Annotated in this window: 10 protein-coding genes; 7 read left to right on the top strand and 3 right to left on the bottom strand. The window is 46.4% G+C overall.

The genetic code is table 11. The features are described 5' to 3' along the window. Nucleotides 1-167: 167 nt before the first annotated feature. Together JUB15_RS18920 and JUB15_RS18915 are read right to left on the bottom strand one after the other, a co-directional pair. Nucleotides 168-500, bottom strand: coding sequence for a YegP family protein (locus tag JUB15_RS18920; protein WP_207514096.1), 333 nt, complete (start codon nt 498-500; stop codon nt 168-170). Nucleotides 501-773: 273 nt separating this feature from the next. Next, the gene (locus JUB15_RS18915; protein ID WP_207514095.1) at nt 774-1,661 is read right to left on the bottom strand and encodes an AraC family transcriptional regulator; all 888 of its coding nucleotides are present in this window, start codon (nt 1,659-1,661) and stop codon (nt 774-776) included. A gap of 159 nt (nt 1,662-1,820) precedes the next feature. Here JUB15_RS18915 and JUB15_RS18910 point away from each other — a divergent pair, with 159 nt between their 5' ends. After that, a complete protein-coding gene (locus tag JUB15_RS18910) occupies nt 1,821-3,812 on the top strand; it encodes a glycoside hydrolase family 2 protein (RefSeq protein ID WP_207514093.1) in 1,992 nt (663 codons plus the stop codon). 16 nt (nt 3,813-3,828) lie between these two features. Next, a complete protein-coding gene (locus JUB15_RS18905; RefSeq protein WP_207514090.1) occupies nt 3,829-5,160 on the top strand; it encodes a sugar porter family MFS transporter in 1,332 nt (443 codons plus the stop codon). 179 nt (nt 5,161-5,339) lie between these two features. On the opposite strand, the gene JUB15_RS18900 is transcribed toward JUB15_RS18905, so the two are convergent. Continuing rightward, a complete protein-coding gene (locus tag JUB15_RS18900; protein WP_207514089.1) occupies nt 5,340-8,204 on the bottom strand; it encodes a DEAD/DEAH box helicase in 2,865 nt (954 codons plus the stop codon). Nucleotides 8,205-8,499: 295 nt separating this feature from the next. Between JUB15_RS18900 and JUB15_RS18895 the strand changes: the two genes are divergently transcribed. The 5 genes from JUB15_RS18895 to JUB15_RS18875 all read left to right on the top strand — a co-directional run bounded on the left by JUB15_RS18895 (nt 8,500) and on the right by JUB15_RS18875 (nt 17,344). Then, nucleotides 8,500-9,903 (top strand): sugar porter family MFS transporter, encoded by a 1,404-nt coding sequence (locus JUB15_RS18895; RefSeq protein WP_207514087.1) that lies wholly within the window; start codon nt 8,500-8,502, stop codon nt 9,901-9,903. Nucleotides 9,904-10,110: 207 nt separating this feature from the next. After that, nucleotides 10,111-10,659, top strand: coding sequence for an RNA polymerase sigma factor (locus JUB15_RS18890; protein WP_207514086.1), 549 nt, complete (start codon nt 10,111-10,113; stop codon nt 10,657-10,659). Between the two features lie 82 nt (nt 10,660-10,741). After that, on the top strand, nt 10,742-11,992 hold the full coding sequence (locus tag JUB15_RS18885; protein ID WP_207514085.1) for a FecR family protein: 1,251 nt from the start codon (nt 10,742-10,744) through the stop codon (nt 11,990-11,992). A 354-nt stretch (nt 11,993-12,346) separates the two neighbouring features. After that, nucleotides 12,347-15,742 (top strand): TonB-dependent receptor, encoded by a 3,396-nt coding sequence (locus tag JUB15_RS18880; RefSeq protein WP_207514084.1) that lies wholly within the window; start codon nt 12,347-12,349, stop codon nt 15,740-15,742. Between the two features lie 54 nt (nt 15,743-15,796). Further along, on the top strand, nt 15,797-17,344 hold the full coding sequence (locus JUB15_RS18875; protein WP_207514083.1) for a RagB/SusD family nutrient uptake outer membrane protein: 1,548 nt from the start codon (nt 15,797-15,799) through the stop codon (nt 17,342-17,344). The last annotated feature ends 2 nt before the right edge of the window (nt 17,345-17,346 follow it).

Raw genomic sequence — 17,346 nt, 5'->3', positions numbered from 1 at the left:
ATAAAGTTGATGCAAATTCCGAACCTGAAAAGGGTGTAGTTATGACAAATTGAGGGGGTGATTGCGACAGTGGGCTGGCCGCTACCCGGGATCATATAAAAAATGCGATCCGCCAGTTGGCGGACCGCATGAAGCTGAATTGTGCTTGCAAAAAAACTAGATGATAATTAGATGGTAGCATCCTGGATGGTCGCATCCGGGGCCTGTGCTTTTACCGACAGTATCCCGTTCATGCAGCTGCTCTCACTTTCATATAATTCACTTATACCAATGGTTTGGCCATTAACCGCCTCGAGGGTGAAATAGAATTTACCATTGGAAGCTATTTTCCGGTCGTATTTGTTTTCGTCCGGTGCATTGCGTTTTACCGAATCAATCCCATTCTGGCAGTTTGATTTAGTGGAATAGCCTTCGCTGCTCAGGATGGTTTCGCCACTGCCGGCTTTTAGGCTGAACTGGAATTCCCCGCTCACGCGTTTGGTGATTACGAATTTTCCCATATCATCAAGGTTTTTTGGTTTTGAAATCCGGTCTTTCGCACCGGTAGATCTTTGGTATTGATTAACTAACTATTACGTATAGCATAAAAATAATCATATTGTTGAAATATGATACATGTTTGAGGGATCGGGGCTAACTTTTGATTTAGATCAATCTTGTACAAATAACACTAATAAGCAATAAATTCAAACTGCATTCACTTTGTCACAACTTGTCGCGGCTTTAGTCGGGATTGTCACATTATCAAATCATCACATTATCAAATTATCACATCAGGTTTTGCTGCTCCGGTACTGGTTAGGCGACATGCCCATCAACTTGGTGAATAACCGCGAAAAATAGTAGGGGTCTTCAATACCCAGTTTATCGGCAATTTCCTTTACCCGCAGTTCGGTAAAATGTAAATACTGGCATGCCAGCTGGATCTTTAAATGATTAAAATATTCAATGGGCGCAAATCCCGTCTTTTTACGAAACAGGGCGGAATAATGTGAAGCAGAAAAATTGACGGATTGGGCAATGGTTTCCAGGGAAAGCGCCTGGGCAATATGCTGTTGCATAAAACTGATGGACAATTCTACGGGGTCATCGCCATGCACTTTCTCCGCGAGGTTGAACTGATCGTCGTACAGGAAGCTGGAAATAAAATGGTATAAGCACATATTGGCATAACACAGGTTGTCATTGCCGTAACCGCGTTCGAGGCAGGCATACATATCATCAAACAGATCGAGCCGCTTTTGTTTGAAATTGACCCGGCTGCAATAACCATTCATTTTTTGCTTTAAGGTGTCTACCATTTTCTTGGATAACGAACCGGTAAAATGGATCCAGTAAATTGTCCAGCTGTCTTCCTCAGCCGATGCATAGCTGTGGGCATGTCCGGCCGGAATGATGATGAAAGAGCCGGGTTGCAGGGAATAATTATTTTTCAATACCTGCGCTTTGCCTTTACCTTCCAGGCAATAAATAAGAATATGCTGATCGCTGCCATGTGTCCGTTGCCGGTAATGATATTTTGCCTTTGGATAATAGCCTATATCTGTAATATAAAGTCCCGATGCGATCGTATTGCTGTTGCTGAATTCAGTGATGATCTTTCTGGGCAATACGATGGAACGCTGACCCTGGAATCCTTCTCGTTTCTTGAGTACCGGCATGACAAGCTGTTTGTATGATTTGTCTATAAATATAGTTGATAATTGATAGCCGGGAAAATAACATTGTCCATCATTTCCGTAAAAATTTCTATTTTCCTGCCAACGGCTTACCGGCATATTTGTATAATTATATTTATACGATCAAACAAAGCTGCCATCATGAAAAAGACCGCGTGCACGTGCCTGCTGCTTTTTATTATAATAGCTATTCATGCGCAAACCTTAAGAAATACGATCTCCTTAAATGGCAGCTGGCGGTTCATCAGCGATTCAACCAATGCCGGACAGGGTAAGAACTGGGCAGCCGGTTTGCCGGCCGGCGCTGTCACCGTTCAGGTGCCGCATACCTGGAATGTAATGAAAGGACTGGAAGATTACAGCGGCCTGGCCTGGTATGAAAAAACATTTACGGTGCCTGCATCAAGCCGCAATAAACAGTTCAGATTGAAATTTGATGCCGTGTATCATGATGCTGTGATTTACCTGAATGGAACCCGGCTTGCTGCGCATACCAATGCCGGTTATACAACCTTTTATGTAGATGTTACCAGGCAAATAAAGACCGGGGCGCCCAACAAGCTGGTAGTTTCAGTAAGCAATGCCTATGCTGCTTCCAACCTGCCCTATAAACAAAAGTTCGACTGGTGCAACGACGGGGGAATCATTCGGGGCGTGCATTTGCAGGTTACCGGGAAACCTTCCATCCGTTATGTACATATAACACCCGATCTCAATCTGGCCGATTCCACTGCCAAAGCCAGGCTCGATCTGAAGTTATGGGAGGAGGACGTTGCCGCCATACAGGCAGAGGTACGTATTTTTGAAAAGCACTCGAAGAAAAATGTGTTCACCAAAAAACTGTCGTTAACTAAAAACGGGGAAGCGTTTACAAGTGCCATCGATCTGGGTAAGGTTCACCTCTGGCATTTTAACGATCCCTTCCTCTATCAGCTGCAGGTAACGGTTCAACAACAGGAACAACCGACCGACCAGGTAACACAAACTTTTGGCTGCCGTAAAATAGAGTTGCGCGGTCAGCAGTTTTTGCTGAATAATGAAGCCGTTCGATTACCGGGACTGGAATATATGCCTTCGAGCCATCCAGCCTATGGCAGCGCAGAGCCACGTTGGGTAATGGACTCCGTTTCGAATATGTTCAAAGACCTGAACGTAACCATCAGCCGTTTCCACTGGCAGGTAGATGAATATATGCTCGACCAGCTGGATGAAAAAGGGGTGCTGTTGCAGGCGGAAATCCCCTGGTGGCAGCAACCCGGCCGGTTAACGCCCGAGCTGGAAGAAGTGGCGCGGAAACAATTTGTTGAAATGATCGAACGCGATTATAACCATCCCTGCATTTTTGCCTGGGGCATCAGCAATGAAGTGTATGGCGACGACCGCAACCCGAACCAATACAGGGCATTGAAGCAATTTGTAAAAGGACTGGATAGTTCTCGTCTGGTGAATGTAGTATCGAATGAAACGTTCCGGCGGAAAGAGAAGGATGAATCCTTTATTGGCGATCTGCCCACCTGGAATGAGTATATTGGCACCTGGTTTGGCAAAAAGACAGAAGAACTGCCGGCCTATTTTGCCGGGATAGAAAGTTTCCTTGGCGACCGGCCTTTGCTCATCACCGAAAACGGTTTGTGTGAACCGCGGTTTGCCGGTGGCGATCTGCGGCGCATCGAAGATATGATCTATCATTACAATGAATGGGCTAAACGGAAATACATTGCGGGCTGTATCTATTTTTGCCTGAACGATTACCGTACGCATATCGGGGAAGACGGGTCCGCCAATTATAAGGCGCGGATACATGGTATTACCGATCTGTATTTTAATAAGAAATCATCATACCATGTTTTCAAACAGCTGGCATCGCCCATTCTCATTACCAATACAAAAAAATTGAACGAGACGACCGTGCAGGTGAGCCTGAAGAATAAAGATCAGTTGCCTTGTTATACTGTGCGGAATTTTATGATCACCTGGCCCGGTAGAGACGGCAAGCGGTTATCGCAGCAACTGCCGGCGCTAAAACCGGGCGAAACCGCCACTGTTACCCTTACCGATATGAATGCCCGCGCTGGTTTCGATATTTGTACACCGGCCGGTTATCGCGTGACCAGTTATCCATTCGTACATTAATCTTAAATTGTTTGCCATGACCCAATACCGTTTTAATTCAGGTTACATTATAGCTATCTCCTTTATTTCAGCACTGGGAGGATATTTGTTCGGGTTTGATTTTGCCGTGATCTCCGGTGCACTGCCTTTTTTGCGTACGACCTTTGGCCTGAACGCCTGGTGGGAAGGCTTTTTGACCGGTTCGCTGGCGCTGGGCTGTATCGTAGGTTGTTTAATTGCCGGCGCACTGGCAGACCGCTATGGCCGCCGGCCCGGACTGATGACTGCTGCTATCATCTTTGCATTGTCGTCGATCGGTATGGCGATCTCCGGTTCATTGACCGTTTTTATTGCCATGCGGTTTGCGGCTGGCATTGGGGTGGGTATGGCATCCATGTTAAGTCCCATGTATATCGCAGAAATATCACCCGCAGCAGTGCGTGGCCGTAATGTGGCTATTAACCAGCTCACCATTGTGATCGGCATACTCATCACCAACCTCGTTAATTACCTGCTGGCTGACAATGGACCCGATGCGTGGCGCTGGATGTTCGGGTTAGGCGCTGTGCCCTCCCTGTTATTTCTGCTCGGTGTAATGTGGTTGCCAGAAAGTCCGCGCTGGTTGATGCAGGCCAATCAACAGGAAAAAGCCAGACGTATCTTGAGCAGGATCGGCAATCCTGATTTTGCTGAGCTTACAATTAGCGAAATAAAGCGATCCTTATTTGGTTCACAGCAGCGTGCGTCGAATAAGATCTGGTCGCCCTCGCTGCGCAAGTTTATTGTACCGGGCATTCTGCTCGCGGTGTTCCAGCAATTCTGCGGTATCAACGTAGTGTTCAATTATACGTCAACCATTTTTGAATCGGTTGGCGCCAATCTCAATCAACAGTTGTTTGAAACGGTGTCCATTGGCGCCGTGAACCTTCTGTTTACCATCATTGCCATGTGGCAGGTTGATAAACTGGGCCGCAAACCATTGATGCTGGCTGGTGCTGCGGGTTTATCGGTGATCTACATTGTACTGGCTTTGTTATTACAGGCACAGGCAGCGGCTTCGCTCGTTTCGGTATTTGTGCTGATAGCAATAGCGCTGTATGCAACCTCCCTGGCGCCGGTTACCTGGGTGCTTATTGCAGAGATATTTCCCAACCATATCCGCGCAAAAGCGACTACCGTGGCGGTAGTGGCGTTATGGGCCGCTTATTTCGTGCTGGTATTTACCTTCCCCATACTTGCTGAAAAAATAGGGGCTTTTGGCCCGTTCTATATGTATGCCGGGATCTGTGTGCTGGGATTTTTGTTTGTTAAGAGGAGAATAACGGAGACGAAAGGAAAGACATTGGAAGAAATAAGTATACGTCATTGATTGAGCAGTTACCAGTCGCCGGTTACCGGGTTCAGGGCCCTTAATGCCGAAGGCATATCTAAGCTCCACCTGCAATAAACCTAAGCCCCGGCAACTGGTGCCTGGTAACTGATAACCCTGTAACCTGTAACCTGAAACCTGTAACCAATTATCAACAACCTGTAACTGTACCAAGGGTACTAACTAAATAAGTACTTAATATCATCTTCGGTCAGCGACTTCACAAAACCCTCATCTTCCGCGATCAGTTCCTCAGCCAGTTGCTTTTTATGCTGTTGCAGCGAAATGATCTTTTCTTCAATGGTGTCTTTACAGATCATTTTGTAGGCAAATACATTCTTCGTTTGGCCAATGCGGTGCGTACGGTCAATGGCCTGTTGTTGCACCGCTGTATTCCACCAGGGATCGAAGAGGAATACATAGCCGGCAGCAGTGAGGTTCAAACCGGCGTTACCGGCTTTCAGACTGATGAGAAATACGTTGGTGGTATTGCCCGGTTCCTGGTATTTATTTACCATCTCTATCCGTTTTTCAGGAGCGGTTTGTCCGTCGAGATGATAATACGCTATGCCCTGCTCGCGGCAGTTGGCTGCCAGCAGGTTGAGCATGGTAGTGAACTGGGAGAAGATCAGCACCTTTTGATCTTTCAGGTTGTTCTGCAATTCGTTCATTAGCATATCTGTCTTCACCGAATCGTTGCAGGTCTGTTCCTCGCTGGGCAGCAGTAAGGGCGAGTTACAGATCTGTCGTAGTTTCAGCATGCCCTGTAAAACCGCCAGCTTGCTTTTATTAAGCCCTTCTGTTTCGATGTTGAGGAATACACTTTGGCGGATGCTGTCCTTCACTTCGTCGTATAATCGCTTTTGTGCATCGCTCATATTGCACCACATGACCATTTCAGTCTTGGCTGGCAGATCGCCGGCCACCTGTTCTTTGGTGCGGCGTAAGACGAAGGGCGCCGTAATGCGCTGCAGGGTCTTGATCTTGTCGGTATCACGGCGATGATCGATGGCATCGGCATATTCCCGCCGGAAAAATTCCCGCGTACCAAAAATGCCCGGTAACAGGAAGTTCATTTGTGCGTAGAGGTCGAACGTGTTGTTCATGACAGGCGTACCACTCAGCGCCACGCGGAAGTTTGATTGTAATCTTTCCACTGCTTTGGTGATCTGCGCCGCGGGATTCTTGATATTGTGGCTTTCATCGAGCACGATAGTGCCGAAAGGGATAAGGCACATTTCTTCGATATCCTGCCGCACGGTGCCATAGCTGGTAATGATCACCTGGTATTCGCCGGTGGCTGCATCCTGGATGGCGCGATTGGCGCCATGATAGATCAGCACCTTAACATGCGGTGCAAATTTTTGTAATTCCTGCGACCAGTTATAGATCAGTGACGATGGACAAACGATCAAATGGCGTTGCGCAGCTTTTGCATGCAATTGATGGGTGAGCAAACTGATCGTTTGCAGGGTTTTACCCAAACCCATATCATCTGCCAGGCACGCGCCTGCGCCTGCTTCGGCCAGCAGCAACATCCATTCAAAACCTTTTTGCTGGTAAGGGCGCAATTGGGCCTGAACAGTTGCGGGCACTTCGTATACTTTTTCCCCATCCTGTTGCCATTGCTGCCATTTTTCCAGCCAGCTGTTCTTTAAAGTTGGTTTTAAAACGGCAGTGCCGTCGGTAGTTGCTTCTTCACTGAAAGCAAGCCAGCGCGGCACCTGGATGTCCTGTCCGGAAATTTTTCCATGGCGGATGATGGTGCCATAAGTTTGTAACCATTCATCATTGAGGATCCCTAATGAGCCGTCCTGTAAGAGAATGGCTCTTTGTCCGGCCTGGATGATCTTTTGCACTTCCACGAGTGACACTTCTTCTTCGCCAAAGGAGATGACCATATGCAATAACAGGGCATCGGTGATCTCGCTTCTTATAGTTACCTCGGCTTTTACTTTATGCTGTGAATAGCGGAAATGCTGCAGCATATCCATGCCGATCACCTGGATGTTCAGGTCGAGCAGCTTGTGATATACTTTCAGGAACCATTGCTTTTTTTGCGCTTCCTCGAAAGAGAGGTAATAATAGCCGTTCAGTTGTTTTTCGAAATTGGGATGTAATCCCTCCAGCAGTTGCCATAGTGCTTTTTCCTCCTGCTGGTTGCGATAGATGGCGTAAGCCTGTCCGTTGCGGGTGATCTCATAGGTTTCTTTCCATGGACCTTCCGCAATAAAGCCATCGTATTCCCATTGCGGCGTCAACACCAGGAACGACTGGCTGATCTCACTCAGCAGTACGCGGTTTACCGGTTTTTCCCGGATCTCATTTTTCTGAAAAAGATTATTGCGGTTAACTGTATAATCCGATTCCAGTTTTGCGAGAATGGTCTCGGAAAATTCCTGGGGGTTGGTACTGTATTGCTGCGGATCATTGTCCTTCAGCCATTCCAGGGTTTGAAAATCTTTATAAGAGAGAATGAAATATTCATTCCCGCTCAGCAGCAGGAACTGGTAACGGCTGAACTCGTTGATACCATAGCTATTCCCATTTATGGAAATCAAGGTATTTAACTGAAGGGCGTTGCCGTCTTTAGTGACCTCAAACTGCAATTGCGGTTTGAAGGTGCTGAAACTGCCGGGCGCTGTTTTGAAATTGCCTTTTTCACCCGGAATTTTATGATACCATTTTACCAGTGCGGCAAATGGTTTCATTCTTTCCATATGCTCGTGCAGGCGGCGGCTGATAGCCGTTTTGGAATATACTTCGTAAGAAACGCCGGCGCGTTGCAGGGTAAACTTTTTCTGGATCTCTTCCTTCAGCAGGCCGATCCGCTCTTTACCAAAAGACAGTAAAACGTCTTTAACCTCTTTCGGCAGTTTGGGAAAATTCTTATTTAATTCCGCACTGTTAAGCTCACTGTTCACATATTTGGGAATACCTTTTTCCTTCGTGATCTGCAAACATTCCAGCAGATGATGATCCGACAATAAACGATGGGGCTGTAGCAATAACACATTTTTCTGATCGCTTTTCGTAGAAATCATTGGCAGAAAATACTTATTGGTGTAATGGGCAAAAATAGGGGGAGGAGGGGATTAACACAGTGTCGTTTTTTGCACAAATGTGGAAATAATTGGCAGTTGGCAGTTGGCAATTTGCAATTGGCGTTACATGTTACAGGTTGCAGGTTCCAGGGCACCAATTTCAATCCTCAAAACAGTCTGGAAGCTTTGACTGGTATTTGCAGACCGGTGACCGCCGACTGCAAACTGAGAGAACTATGACTATCTGGCAGTTATATTGTTTAAAAATGGTAACTTAAATAATAAAACGACTGCTATGCAAGTTTCATTCGATACCCGGGCGACTGCACAAAATGGCGTTACCTCCACCGGTGCCGGTTTGTTCGGCATTTCATTGATCGCCGCCCTGGCCGGTTTTATCTTCGGATTCGATACCGTAGTGATCTCCGGCGCTAATCTGCCCATTAAAGAATTGTGGCATACTTCCCCCTGGTTCCATGGTTTCTTTATCATGTCCATGGCATTGTGGGGCACTGTCGTTGGCGCTATCTTCGGCGGGCTGCCCACGCAGAAGTATGGCCGCAAAAAGGTATTGCTATGGATCGGCATCTTATTCAGTGTATCAGCAATAGGTTCGGCGCTGGCCAATGATCCGTATATATTTTCGTTTTTCCGCTTTATTGGTGGACTGGGTATCGGCATTTCCTCTGTTGCGGCGCCTACGTATGTTTCCGAGATCTCCACGCCATCAACAAGGGGCCGCCTCGTAGCTATGTACCAGTTCAATATCGTGTTTGGTATCCTGGTGGCTTTTCTTTCCAATTATTTTCTGCAAGGGGTGGGAGGCAGTAACGACTGGCGCTGGATGCTGGGCGTTATGGCCATTCCTTCTTTGATCTATACGTTCATGGTGTTTGGTATTCCCGAAAGCCCGCGCTGGCTGGTATCGGTTAAAAAAGATCATGACGCTGCCGGAAAAGTGATGGCCCGGCTGGGTATGAACAATATTGATGACGAGATCAAACTGATAGCCGACAGTGCACAGCATGAAGCGCATGCCGGTCAAAACAACAGCAGCTTTTTCAATGCAAAATATAAAACGATCATCTGGCTGGCGTTTTTAGTAGCTTTCTTTAACCAGTGGTCGGGGATCAATTTCATTTTATATTATGCGCCCGAGATCCTGGGCCGGGCCGGATTGGCTGCCAAAGAATCCCTGTTCAACTCCATTGCGATCGGTGGTACGAACCTGCTGTTTACATTTGCCGGGCTATACCTGATCGATAAACTGGGAAGAAAGACATTGCTCATCATTGGTTCGTTCGGTTATATTGTAAGTCTGGCCATGGTTGCCTGGTGTTTTTATGCACAGGCCAGCGCCGGTTTGCTGATGGTATTCCTGTTGCTGTTCATTGCCGCGCATGCCATTGGCCAGGGCGCAGTGATCTGGGTGTTCATTGCCGAGATCTTTCCCAATAAGGCACGGGCGATGGGACAATCGTTTGGCGCCAGTGTGCATTGGGTATTTGCAGCTATTATTACGCTGATCACGCCGGTATTTTTAGATGAGCAGAACGGTATTTTCAAGGATAATCCATGGCCCATCTTTGCCTTCTTTGCGTTTATGATGGCCCTGCAGTTGATGTGGGTGCTGCTTAAAGTGCCTGAAACGAAGGGCGTGTCATTGGAGGAACTGGAGAAGAAGCTGGTGAAGGGTTGATGCGTCAACATGTTGACCAGTTCACAACACTGCAAAAAATGATATGGCGTTTTCACGCAACCGATTGCGTGATTTTTATATGTAGGGAATCGATAGTTTTAAGCAGCTTTTGCTATGTTCATTTGATCTTTAATAGCAAAACAGGTAAAAATAATTCAGCTATTTTTTTATTTTTACCTGAACCGAACTAACTATAGCCAAACTGCTTTGAGACAACACAACGACACCGAATTGCTTGATTTGCTTGCGCAGGATAACAGGGATGCCTTTGACGCCTTGTATGACCGTTATTGGGAATTACTTTATGATACAGCTTTCAGACGACTTAAAGACAAAGAACAATGTAAGGACATTATTCAGGACGTATTTGTTGATCTGTGGTGCAGAAGAGGGCAGGTAGCTATCAGCAATTTGAAAGCATACTTATTAACGGCTGTCAGGTTTCAGGTATACAAACTGGTGGCGAAAGAGAAAACAGGTCCTTCATTCTTCGAATTATATGAAACCATTGCCTCCTCTTCCTTCATCGCAGAGGGAGCATTGATCGAAAAAGAATTTCTTGAACATGTAAAGAGCTGGATAGACCAACTGCCCGAAAAAAAACGCACTATATTTTTGTTACATACCCAGCACGATAAATCTACCAAAGAGATCGCCCACGAATTAAGTCTCTCTCAAAAAACAGTACAGAACCAGTTGGGCGCCATTATTTACCGCTTGCGTTTGCATATTGCCCATTTTTTTATGATGTTCTAACGTTTAATTTTTTTGTAAAAATTCTTTTGAACAGGAAGGGAGTTTTTGCCATTTCCGGTACTTACTATAAAGCAACCGCATAATGGCCCAATTAGATGCCAGAAAGAAATTGATCCGGCTTATACAAAAATACCTGGCTGGCAAAGCTTCGCCAGCCGAAGAAGAATTCCTTGACGCTTATTATAAAAGTTTTGACGGGGGCGAGGAAAAGGGATCACAGGATGATGCAGAAAAGGAAGCGTTGCGCCAGGAAATGAAAACAGCGATCTGGCAACAGATCCATACTTCAGAAGAACCACCTGCAGCAGCTCCAATGATAAAGCGTATCTGGTTTCAGATTGCCATGGCCGCTGCCATAGTGGTCCTGGCTTTTATACCCGTTTATTACTTTAGTATTCGTACGCCTACGGAAAAAATCGTTCAAACCAACCAGTTACCAGCACCGGCTGTCAATGATGCTATGCCTGGTAGCAATAAAGCTACGTTGACATTGGCCGATGGCACAGTGATCGATCTTGACAAGGCTGCCAATGGAACCATTGCTACTGTAGGTAAAACCATTGTAAAGAAAAAGGAAGACGGTAGTTTGGCATATCAACATGCGCATGCCTCCTTGCCCAACGACCATTCACCTGCATATAATATGTTGTCGACGCCGAAGGGCGGTCAATATTTTCTCGAATTGCCCGATGGCAGTAAAGTGTGGCTGAATGCAGCTTCTTCCATTCGATATCCCACGGCATTTACGGGTAAAGAGCGGTTGGTTGAACTAACAGGAGAAGCCTATTTTGATATAAAGAAAAATCATGCTAAGCCTTTCCGGGTGCATTTTTCTTCTTCATCAACAGGCGCCAGGGGCCGGGAAGGCCTCATAGAAGTGTTGGGAACACAGTTCAACGTGAATGCCTATGAGGATGAAAGAACGATCAGAACAACACTGTTGGAAGGAAAAGTACGACAATGGGTGATGCCTGCCGATAAGCAAATGCCGGATGTTAAGAATGCAGTAGTGCTTAATCCCGGCCAGCAGGCACAACTGTCGAACACCGCTCTTGGTAAGGGCCATATCCGGGTTATTGATGATGTGGATTTGGAAGAAGCAATAGCCTGGAAGAATGGATTATTTTATTTTAATAACGTAGACATACAGGCGATCATGCGGCAGCTGGCACGCTGGTATAAGGTGCAGGTGGTCTTCAAGGGCAGGATCCCTGCCCGCCGCTTCGCCGGGCAGGTTTCCAGGAATTCGAACCTGTCGCAGGTACTGAAGATCCTGGAACTCAGTAAAATTCATTTTACCATTGAAGGAACCACAGTAACGGTGCTCCCATGAAACGGTAATCAGTAATGAAAGCCCTTACCGTATGATCAATAACTTAACTAAGAACATTACTAAAACAAAGCATATATGGATCCATGAAAAACCAACTGGCCTGTCCCATAAAAAAACCGGAAACATGGGCGTGTTTCCGGTTGCAGATCCCGGTGCAACGGGATCGATTGGGTTAACGGGTAACAATTAATTCGTAACTGCTAAACTCTAACCAAAGGATGGAGCTGCCTTTTGAGAGCAGGGGCTCTTTTCCACAATCATTACAAAACTATGTCATCGAAGGTTCTTTGCCAAGCACCTTCTCTCCGGCCGGAGCGGAAGGTGAAACGATTACTGTTCAAAACCGCGCGCTGTATGAAATTTAGCGCTGTTTTTCTACTGGCGGCTTGCCTGCAGGTACATGCCATTGGTTTCTCACAAAAATTAAGTTTAACCCGTCGGAATGCATCACTTGACCAGGTGTTCAAAGATATCAGGAAACAAACCGGCTATCTGTTCTTCTATGATCTGGAGTGGTTACAAAAAGCGAAACCGGTGACCATTGATGTAAAGGATGCTACTCTTACAGAAGTACTTGACCTTTGCCTTACGGAACAACCGTTAACCTACAGCATAGTTGATAAGACGATTGTGCTGCGTTTAAAGGACGAGCCTAAACGTGTGGTCATTTCATCAAATGCGGTGTTTGGCGACGTACGGGGCCAGGTACGGAATGCCCAAACGAAGGAGCCTATCGAGGGCGTTTCCATAACAGTACGCGGCCAGTCGGGTGGCACCCGAACGAATGCCAAAGGAGAATTCATATTGAGGAACATAGAACCCGGCGCAGTATTGTTATTCTCCTACGTTGGTTTTACTACGCTGGAGATGAAAGTGAATGACCTAAACAGGGAATTGAACGTACAATTGGAGATTGATTCAAAAGGGTTAGAGAATGTGGTGGTAGTAGGGTATGGAACCGTAAAAAGAAAAGACCTGACCGGTTCCGTATCGCAGGTAAGTATGGAAGATATGTCAAAAGCCCCGGTGCGTTCATTTGAAGAAGCGCTGGCGGGCCGGATGCCGGGGGTACAGGTTGCTTCAACCGAAGGTCAGCCCGGCGCTGCCACTACTATCATTATACGCGGCAACAATTCCCTTACACAGGATAATTCGCCCTTGTACGTGATCGACGGATTTCCCATTGAGAACCCTGATAATAACATCCTTAACCCGAACGATATTGAATCGATCGATGTATTGAAAGATGCATCGGCTACTGCCATCTATGGCGCCAGGGGCGCAAATGGCGTTATCATCATTACCACCAAGAAAGGAAAAGATGGTCCGCCCGTGGTGAGGTACAGCGGCTATTACGGCTTGCAGCAGAACAACAAAACGATTCCCGTAATGAGCCCCTATGAATTTGTAAAGCTGCAAATGGAGCAGGGGGTATCAGATATCAATGACACATACCTGGCGAATGGGGTTACACTCGATGATTACAAAGATGTGCAAGCGGTTGACTGGCAGAAGAAACTGTATCGCGATGCCTCCATGATGGATCACAGCCTGTCATTGACCGGGGGTACTGCCAGAACAAAATACAGCGTATCTGGTGAATTGTTCGACCAGGATGGCATCATCATTAATTCGGGCTTCAAACGCTACCAGGGAAAAATGAGCCTTGACCAGATCATTAACGACAAAGTTAAAGTGGGTGGATATGTTTTATATACCAATACCAAACGTACCGGTATGATCCCTTCTTCCCAGTCAAATTCATCGATGAATAACCTGCTTTACAGTGTTTGGGGGTATCGTCCCGTTACACCGCTGCGACCCAATAAACCGGTTAACGGCGATTACCAGGACGAACTGTTTGACGATATGGTGAATCCCACCACCGACTATCGGATGAATCCCATCGTAATTGCAGAGAATGAATACCGGTTAAGGAATGTCAATAATCTTATTGCCAACGCATACCTGGAGTATGCCATATTGAAGAACCTGAAACTGCGGGTAACGGGTGGCATTAACAGTAATATGCAGCGCGCCGATGCTTTCAATAATTCCAAAACGCGGTCAGGTAATCCGAGCACCGTGTATGGAATGAATGGTTCGATCATGTATTATGAGACCATGAACTGGCTGAACGAAAACACCCTCAGCTTTGATAAACGGTTTAACAGTGATCACCGCATCAATGCAGTGGCCGGACTTACCATGCAGGGCAATCATTATGAGTCGAATGGCACTTCTGCCAATCAGTTGCCATACGAATCCATGGGTTTGCTGGGGCTGGGCCTGGGCGTACCGCAGCCGGTATATCCGGTATTGACGGAATGGACGTTGGTGTCGGCATTGTCGCGGGTAAACTATACCTTCAAAGACCGGTACCTGTTCACCGCTTCATTCAGGGCCGATGGCAGTTCTAAATTCAGGGAAGGCAACAAATGGGGCTATTTCCCATCCGGCGCTGTTGCCTGGCGACTGATCAATGAGCCATTCATGAAAGATATTTCCTTTCTGTCTGATGCAAAATTAAGGGCCAGCTGGGGTATCACCGGCAATAACCGTGTAGGCGAATATGCTACTTATCCGGAGGTTGATTTTCCCATCGGCGCTTATTATTCTTTCAACAATGTGTTACAACAGGGTGCGGTATTGTCGAGCATGGAGAGCAAAGACCTGAAATGGGAAACTACCGCCCAGACGGATATTGGTTTTGATGTTGGATTTTTCAACCAGCGTTTGTCACTTACTGTTGACTATTATAAGAAAGTGACCAGTAACCTGTTGCTGAATGCCGGCCTGCCGCCGACAACCGGCTATCCTTCAGCTATGAAGAATATTGGTAAAACCAGCAATGAAGGGCTTGAATTTGGATTGTCATCAGTTAACATCAATACGCACGATTTCGTTTGGAACAGCAGCTTCAATATTTCATTTAACAAAAGCAAGGTCGTTGCACTGGCCGAAAACCAGGAAAGTATTGTATCTAACATGAATTGGGATTCCTGGTATGCCTCCATCCCGCTTTATATTACCAAAATGAATCAGCCGCTGGGGCAGGTATATGGTTACATCCATGATGGCGTATATCAGTATGAAGACTTTACGACGCTGGCCAATGGTAAATATCTGTTGAAAGATAATGTTACTACCAATGGCAATACGCGTAGCGCCATTCAGCCCGGCGATGTAAAATATCGCGACCTGAATGGAGATAAAGTGGTGAACGATTTCGATCGTACTGTTATCGGCCGTGGGTTCCCCGTTCATATCGGAGGCTTCAGCAATAATTTTAAATACCGCGGTTTCGATCTGAACATTTTCTTCCAGTGGTCGTATGGCAATGATCTAATTAACGCTAACAGGTTGAATTTTGAGTCAGGTAATAAGACCTACCTTAACCAGTATCAGAGCTTCCAGGCGCGTTGGACACCCGAGAACACCAACACTACCATGCCTCGTGCCGGTGGTCAGTATGGGTATGCCTATTCTACCCGAATTATTGAAGATGGTTCTTACCTGCGTTTTAAAACCGCGGCTTTGGGTTACACCCTCTCATCAAAGCTGTTACGGAATATAAAGTTGAAAAGCTGCCGCGTTTATGTGGCTGCACAAAACCTGTATACCTGGACGAAATACTCCGGGTCCGATCCCGAAGTGTCGATCGGTTATTCAGCGCTTACGCCGGGATTCGACTATTCCTCTTATCCCAGGGCCAGAACGGTGACCGTTGGTCTGAATCTATCACTTTGATCACCCTGTCATTTATACCAAACCAAATTGATTAGCTTATTAACAATATATTATATGAAGCAACGGATTTTTTTAATGGGACTGCTGGCAGGCGCACTTGTCCTGGCCGGCAGCTGCAAAAAATTCCTTGATAAAAAACCTCCTTTCCTGGTGCCGGAAAACTATTATTCCAATGAAAAAGAAGTAACCGCGGCACTGGCAGGAGTGTACGATATTTTGTCACAGGAAACCATGTGGGGTGGGCAGATACCGATTCGGCATAATGCTACAACCGATGAATCGTTCTTTTCATATACCAGTTTCCCAACCGGTCCTTTCCGCTATAATTACGATCCTTCTGATACTTATATAACCACGCTGTGGAGGAACCTGTATGTAGGGATAGAACGGGCCAATACATTGCTGGCAAATATGCATGAAGCAGAAGATATGAGTGATGAGAAGAAAGCCATTGTACGGGGAGAAGCCTTGTTTTTAAGAGCGTTTTATTACTTTACCCTGGTACAGTATTATGGCGATGTGCCTTTGAAGCTTACACAATCTACGTCTGTAAATAATGTAGATATAGCCCGTACCCCCGCCAGTGAGGTATATGCGCAGATCATAGCTGATATGAAAGAAGCAGAAACCCTGGTAAAAACGGCGACACAGATCGGTTCTTCAGGACAAATTTCAAAATCAACTGTCCGGGGCATTTTAGCAAGGGTATATCTTACCATGGCCGGTGCGCCGTTGCATGATACGGAGAAATTCAAGGACGCCAGGGAGTGGGCTTTGAAAGTAAAGGAATCCGGCGAACATATGCTGAATCCTGATTACAAGCAGATCTTCATAAATGAATCGAAAGACATCGAGGATTTCAAGGAATGTATCTGGGAAGCTGAATGTTATGGCACCAATAACGATGCGTTTCGCGAAGGCGGCCGCATCGGAAATGAGAACGGCGTATTATGCAGATCAACCAACACCGATGTCGTCGGTTATGCGTATGGATTCAACAGTACGACCTGGAAGCTGTATTATTTGTATGAACCAGCCGATGTGCGCAGGGATTGGGCAATATCAACCTACACGCTGAATGCCGACGGGGTTAAAACAACGCTGGCCGCCAACAATATCTATGGCCGTAATGTGGCCAAATGGCGTCGTGAATATGAAGTGGCTTCACCCAAGAACAAGAACTACACGCCCACCAACTTCCCTATGTTGCGTTACGCCGATGTATTGCTGATGCTGGCTGAAGCGGAAAATGAAGTGACCGGCGCAACCCCTTTGGCGCATGAGGCGCTGAATCTGGTACGTCACAGAGCCGGTTTATCCGATACAACCATAACATCCCGGGAAGACTTCCGTCAGGAGGTCCGCGACGAAAGAGCACGCGAGCTTTGTTTCGAAGGATTGCGCAAACCAGACCTCATCCGTTGGGGAATTTTTGTGGAGACCATGCATGATGCTGCTGATGAGATCAAAACAAGGGCTACTTCTACCTATTCTTATGCAGCAGTGAATGCAGGTAATGTTACCGAGCGGCATTTATTATATCCCATTCCTTTGATCGAAATGTCGTTGAACAAGAAAATGGTGCAGAATCCTTACTGGTAAAC

The sequence above is a fragment of the Longitalea luteola genome (assembly GCF_017356035.1).
GTDB lineage: Bacteria > Bacteroidota > Bacteroidia > Chitinophagales > Chitinophagaceae > Niastella > Niastella luteola.
This window is presented reverse-complemented; position numbering and strand designations above follow the sequence as displayed.

Coding starts and splice junctions, on each gene's coding strand:
- JUB15_RS18915 (WP_207514095.1), bottom strand. CDS start 1,661: ATGCCGGTACTCAAGAAACGAGAAGGATTCCAGGGTCAGCGTTCCATC.
- JUB15_RS18895 (WP_207514087.1), top strand. CDS start 8,500: ATGCAAGTTTCATTCGATACCCGGGCGACTGCACAAAATGGCGTTACC.
- JUB15_RS18920 (WP_207514096.1), bottom strand. CDS start 500: ATGGGAAAATTCGTAATCACCAAACGCGTGAGCGGGGAATTCCAGTTC.
- JUB15_RS18905 (WP_207514090.1), top strand. CDS start 3,829: ATGACCCAATACCGTTTTAATTCAGGTTACATTATAGCTATCTCCTTT.
- JUB15_RS18900 (WP_207514089.1), bottom strand. CDS start 8,204: ATGATTTCTACGAAAAGCGATCAGAAAAATGTGTTATTGCTACAGCCC.
- JUB15_RS18875 (WP_207514083.1), top strand. CDS start 15,797: ATGAAGCAACGGATTTTTTTAATGGGACTGCTGGCAGGCGCACTTGTC.
- JUB15_RS18885 (WP_207514085.1), top strand. CDS start 10,742: ATGGCCCAATTAGATGCCAGAAAGAAATTGATCCGGCTTATACAAAAA.
- JUB15_RS18910 (WP_207514093.1), top strand. CDS start 1,821: ATGAAAAAGACCGCGTGCACGTGCCTGCTGCTTTTTATTATAATAGCT.
- JUB15_RS18880 (WP_207514084.1), top strand. CDS start 12,347: ATGAAATTTAGCGCTGTTTTTCTACTGGCGGCTTGCCTGCAGGTACAT.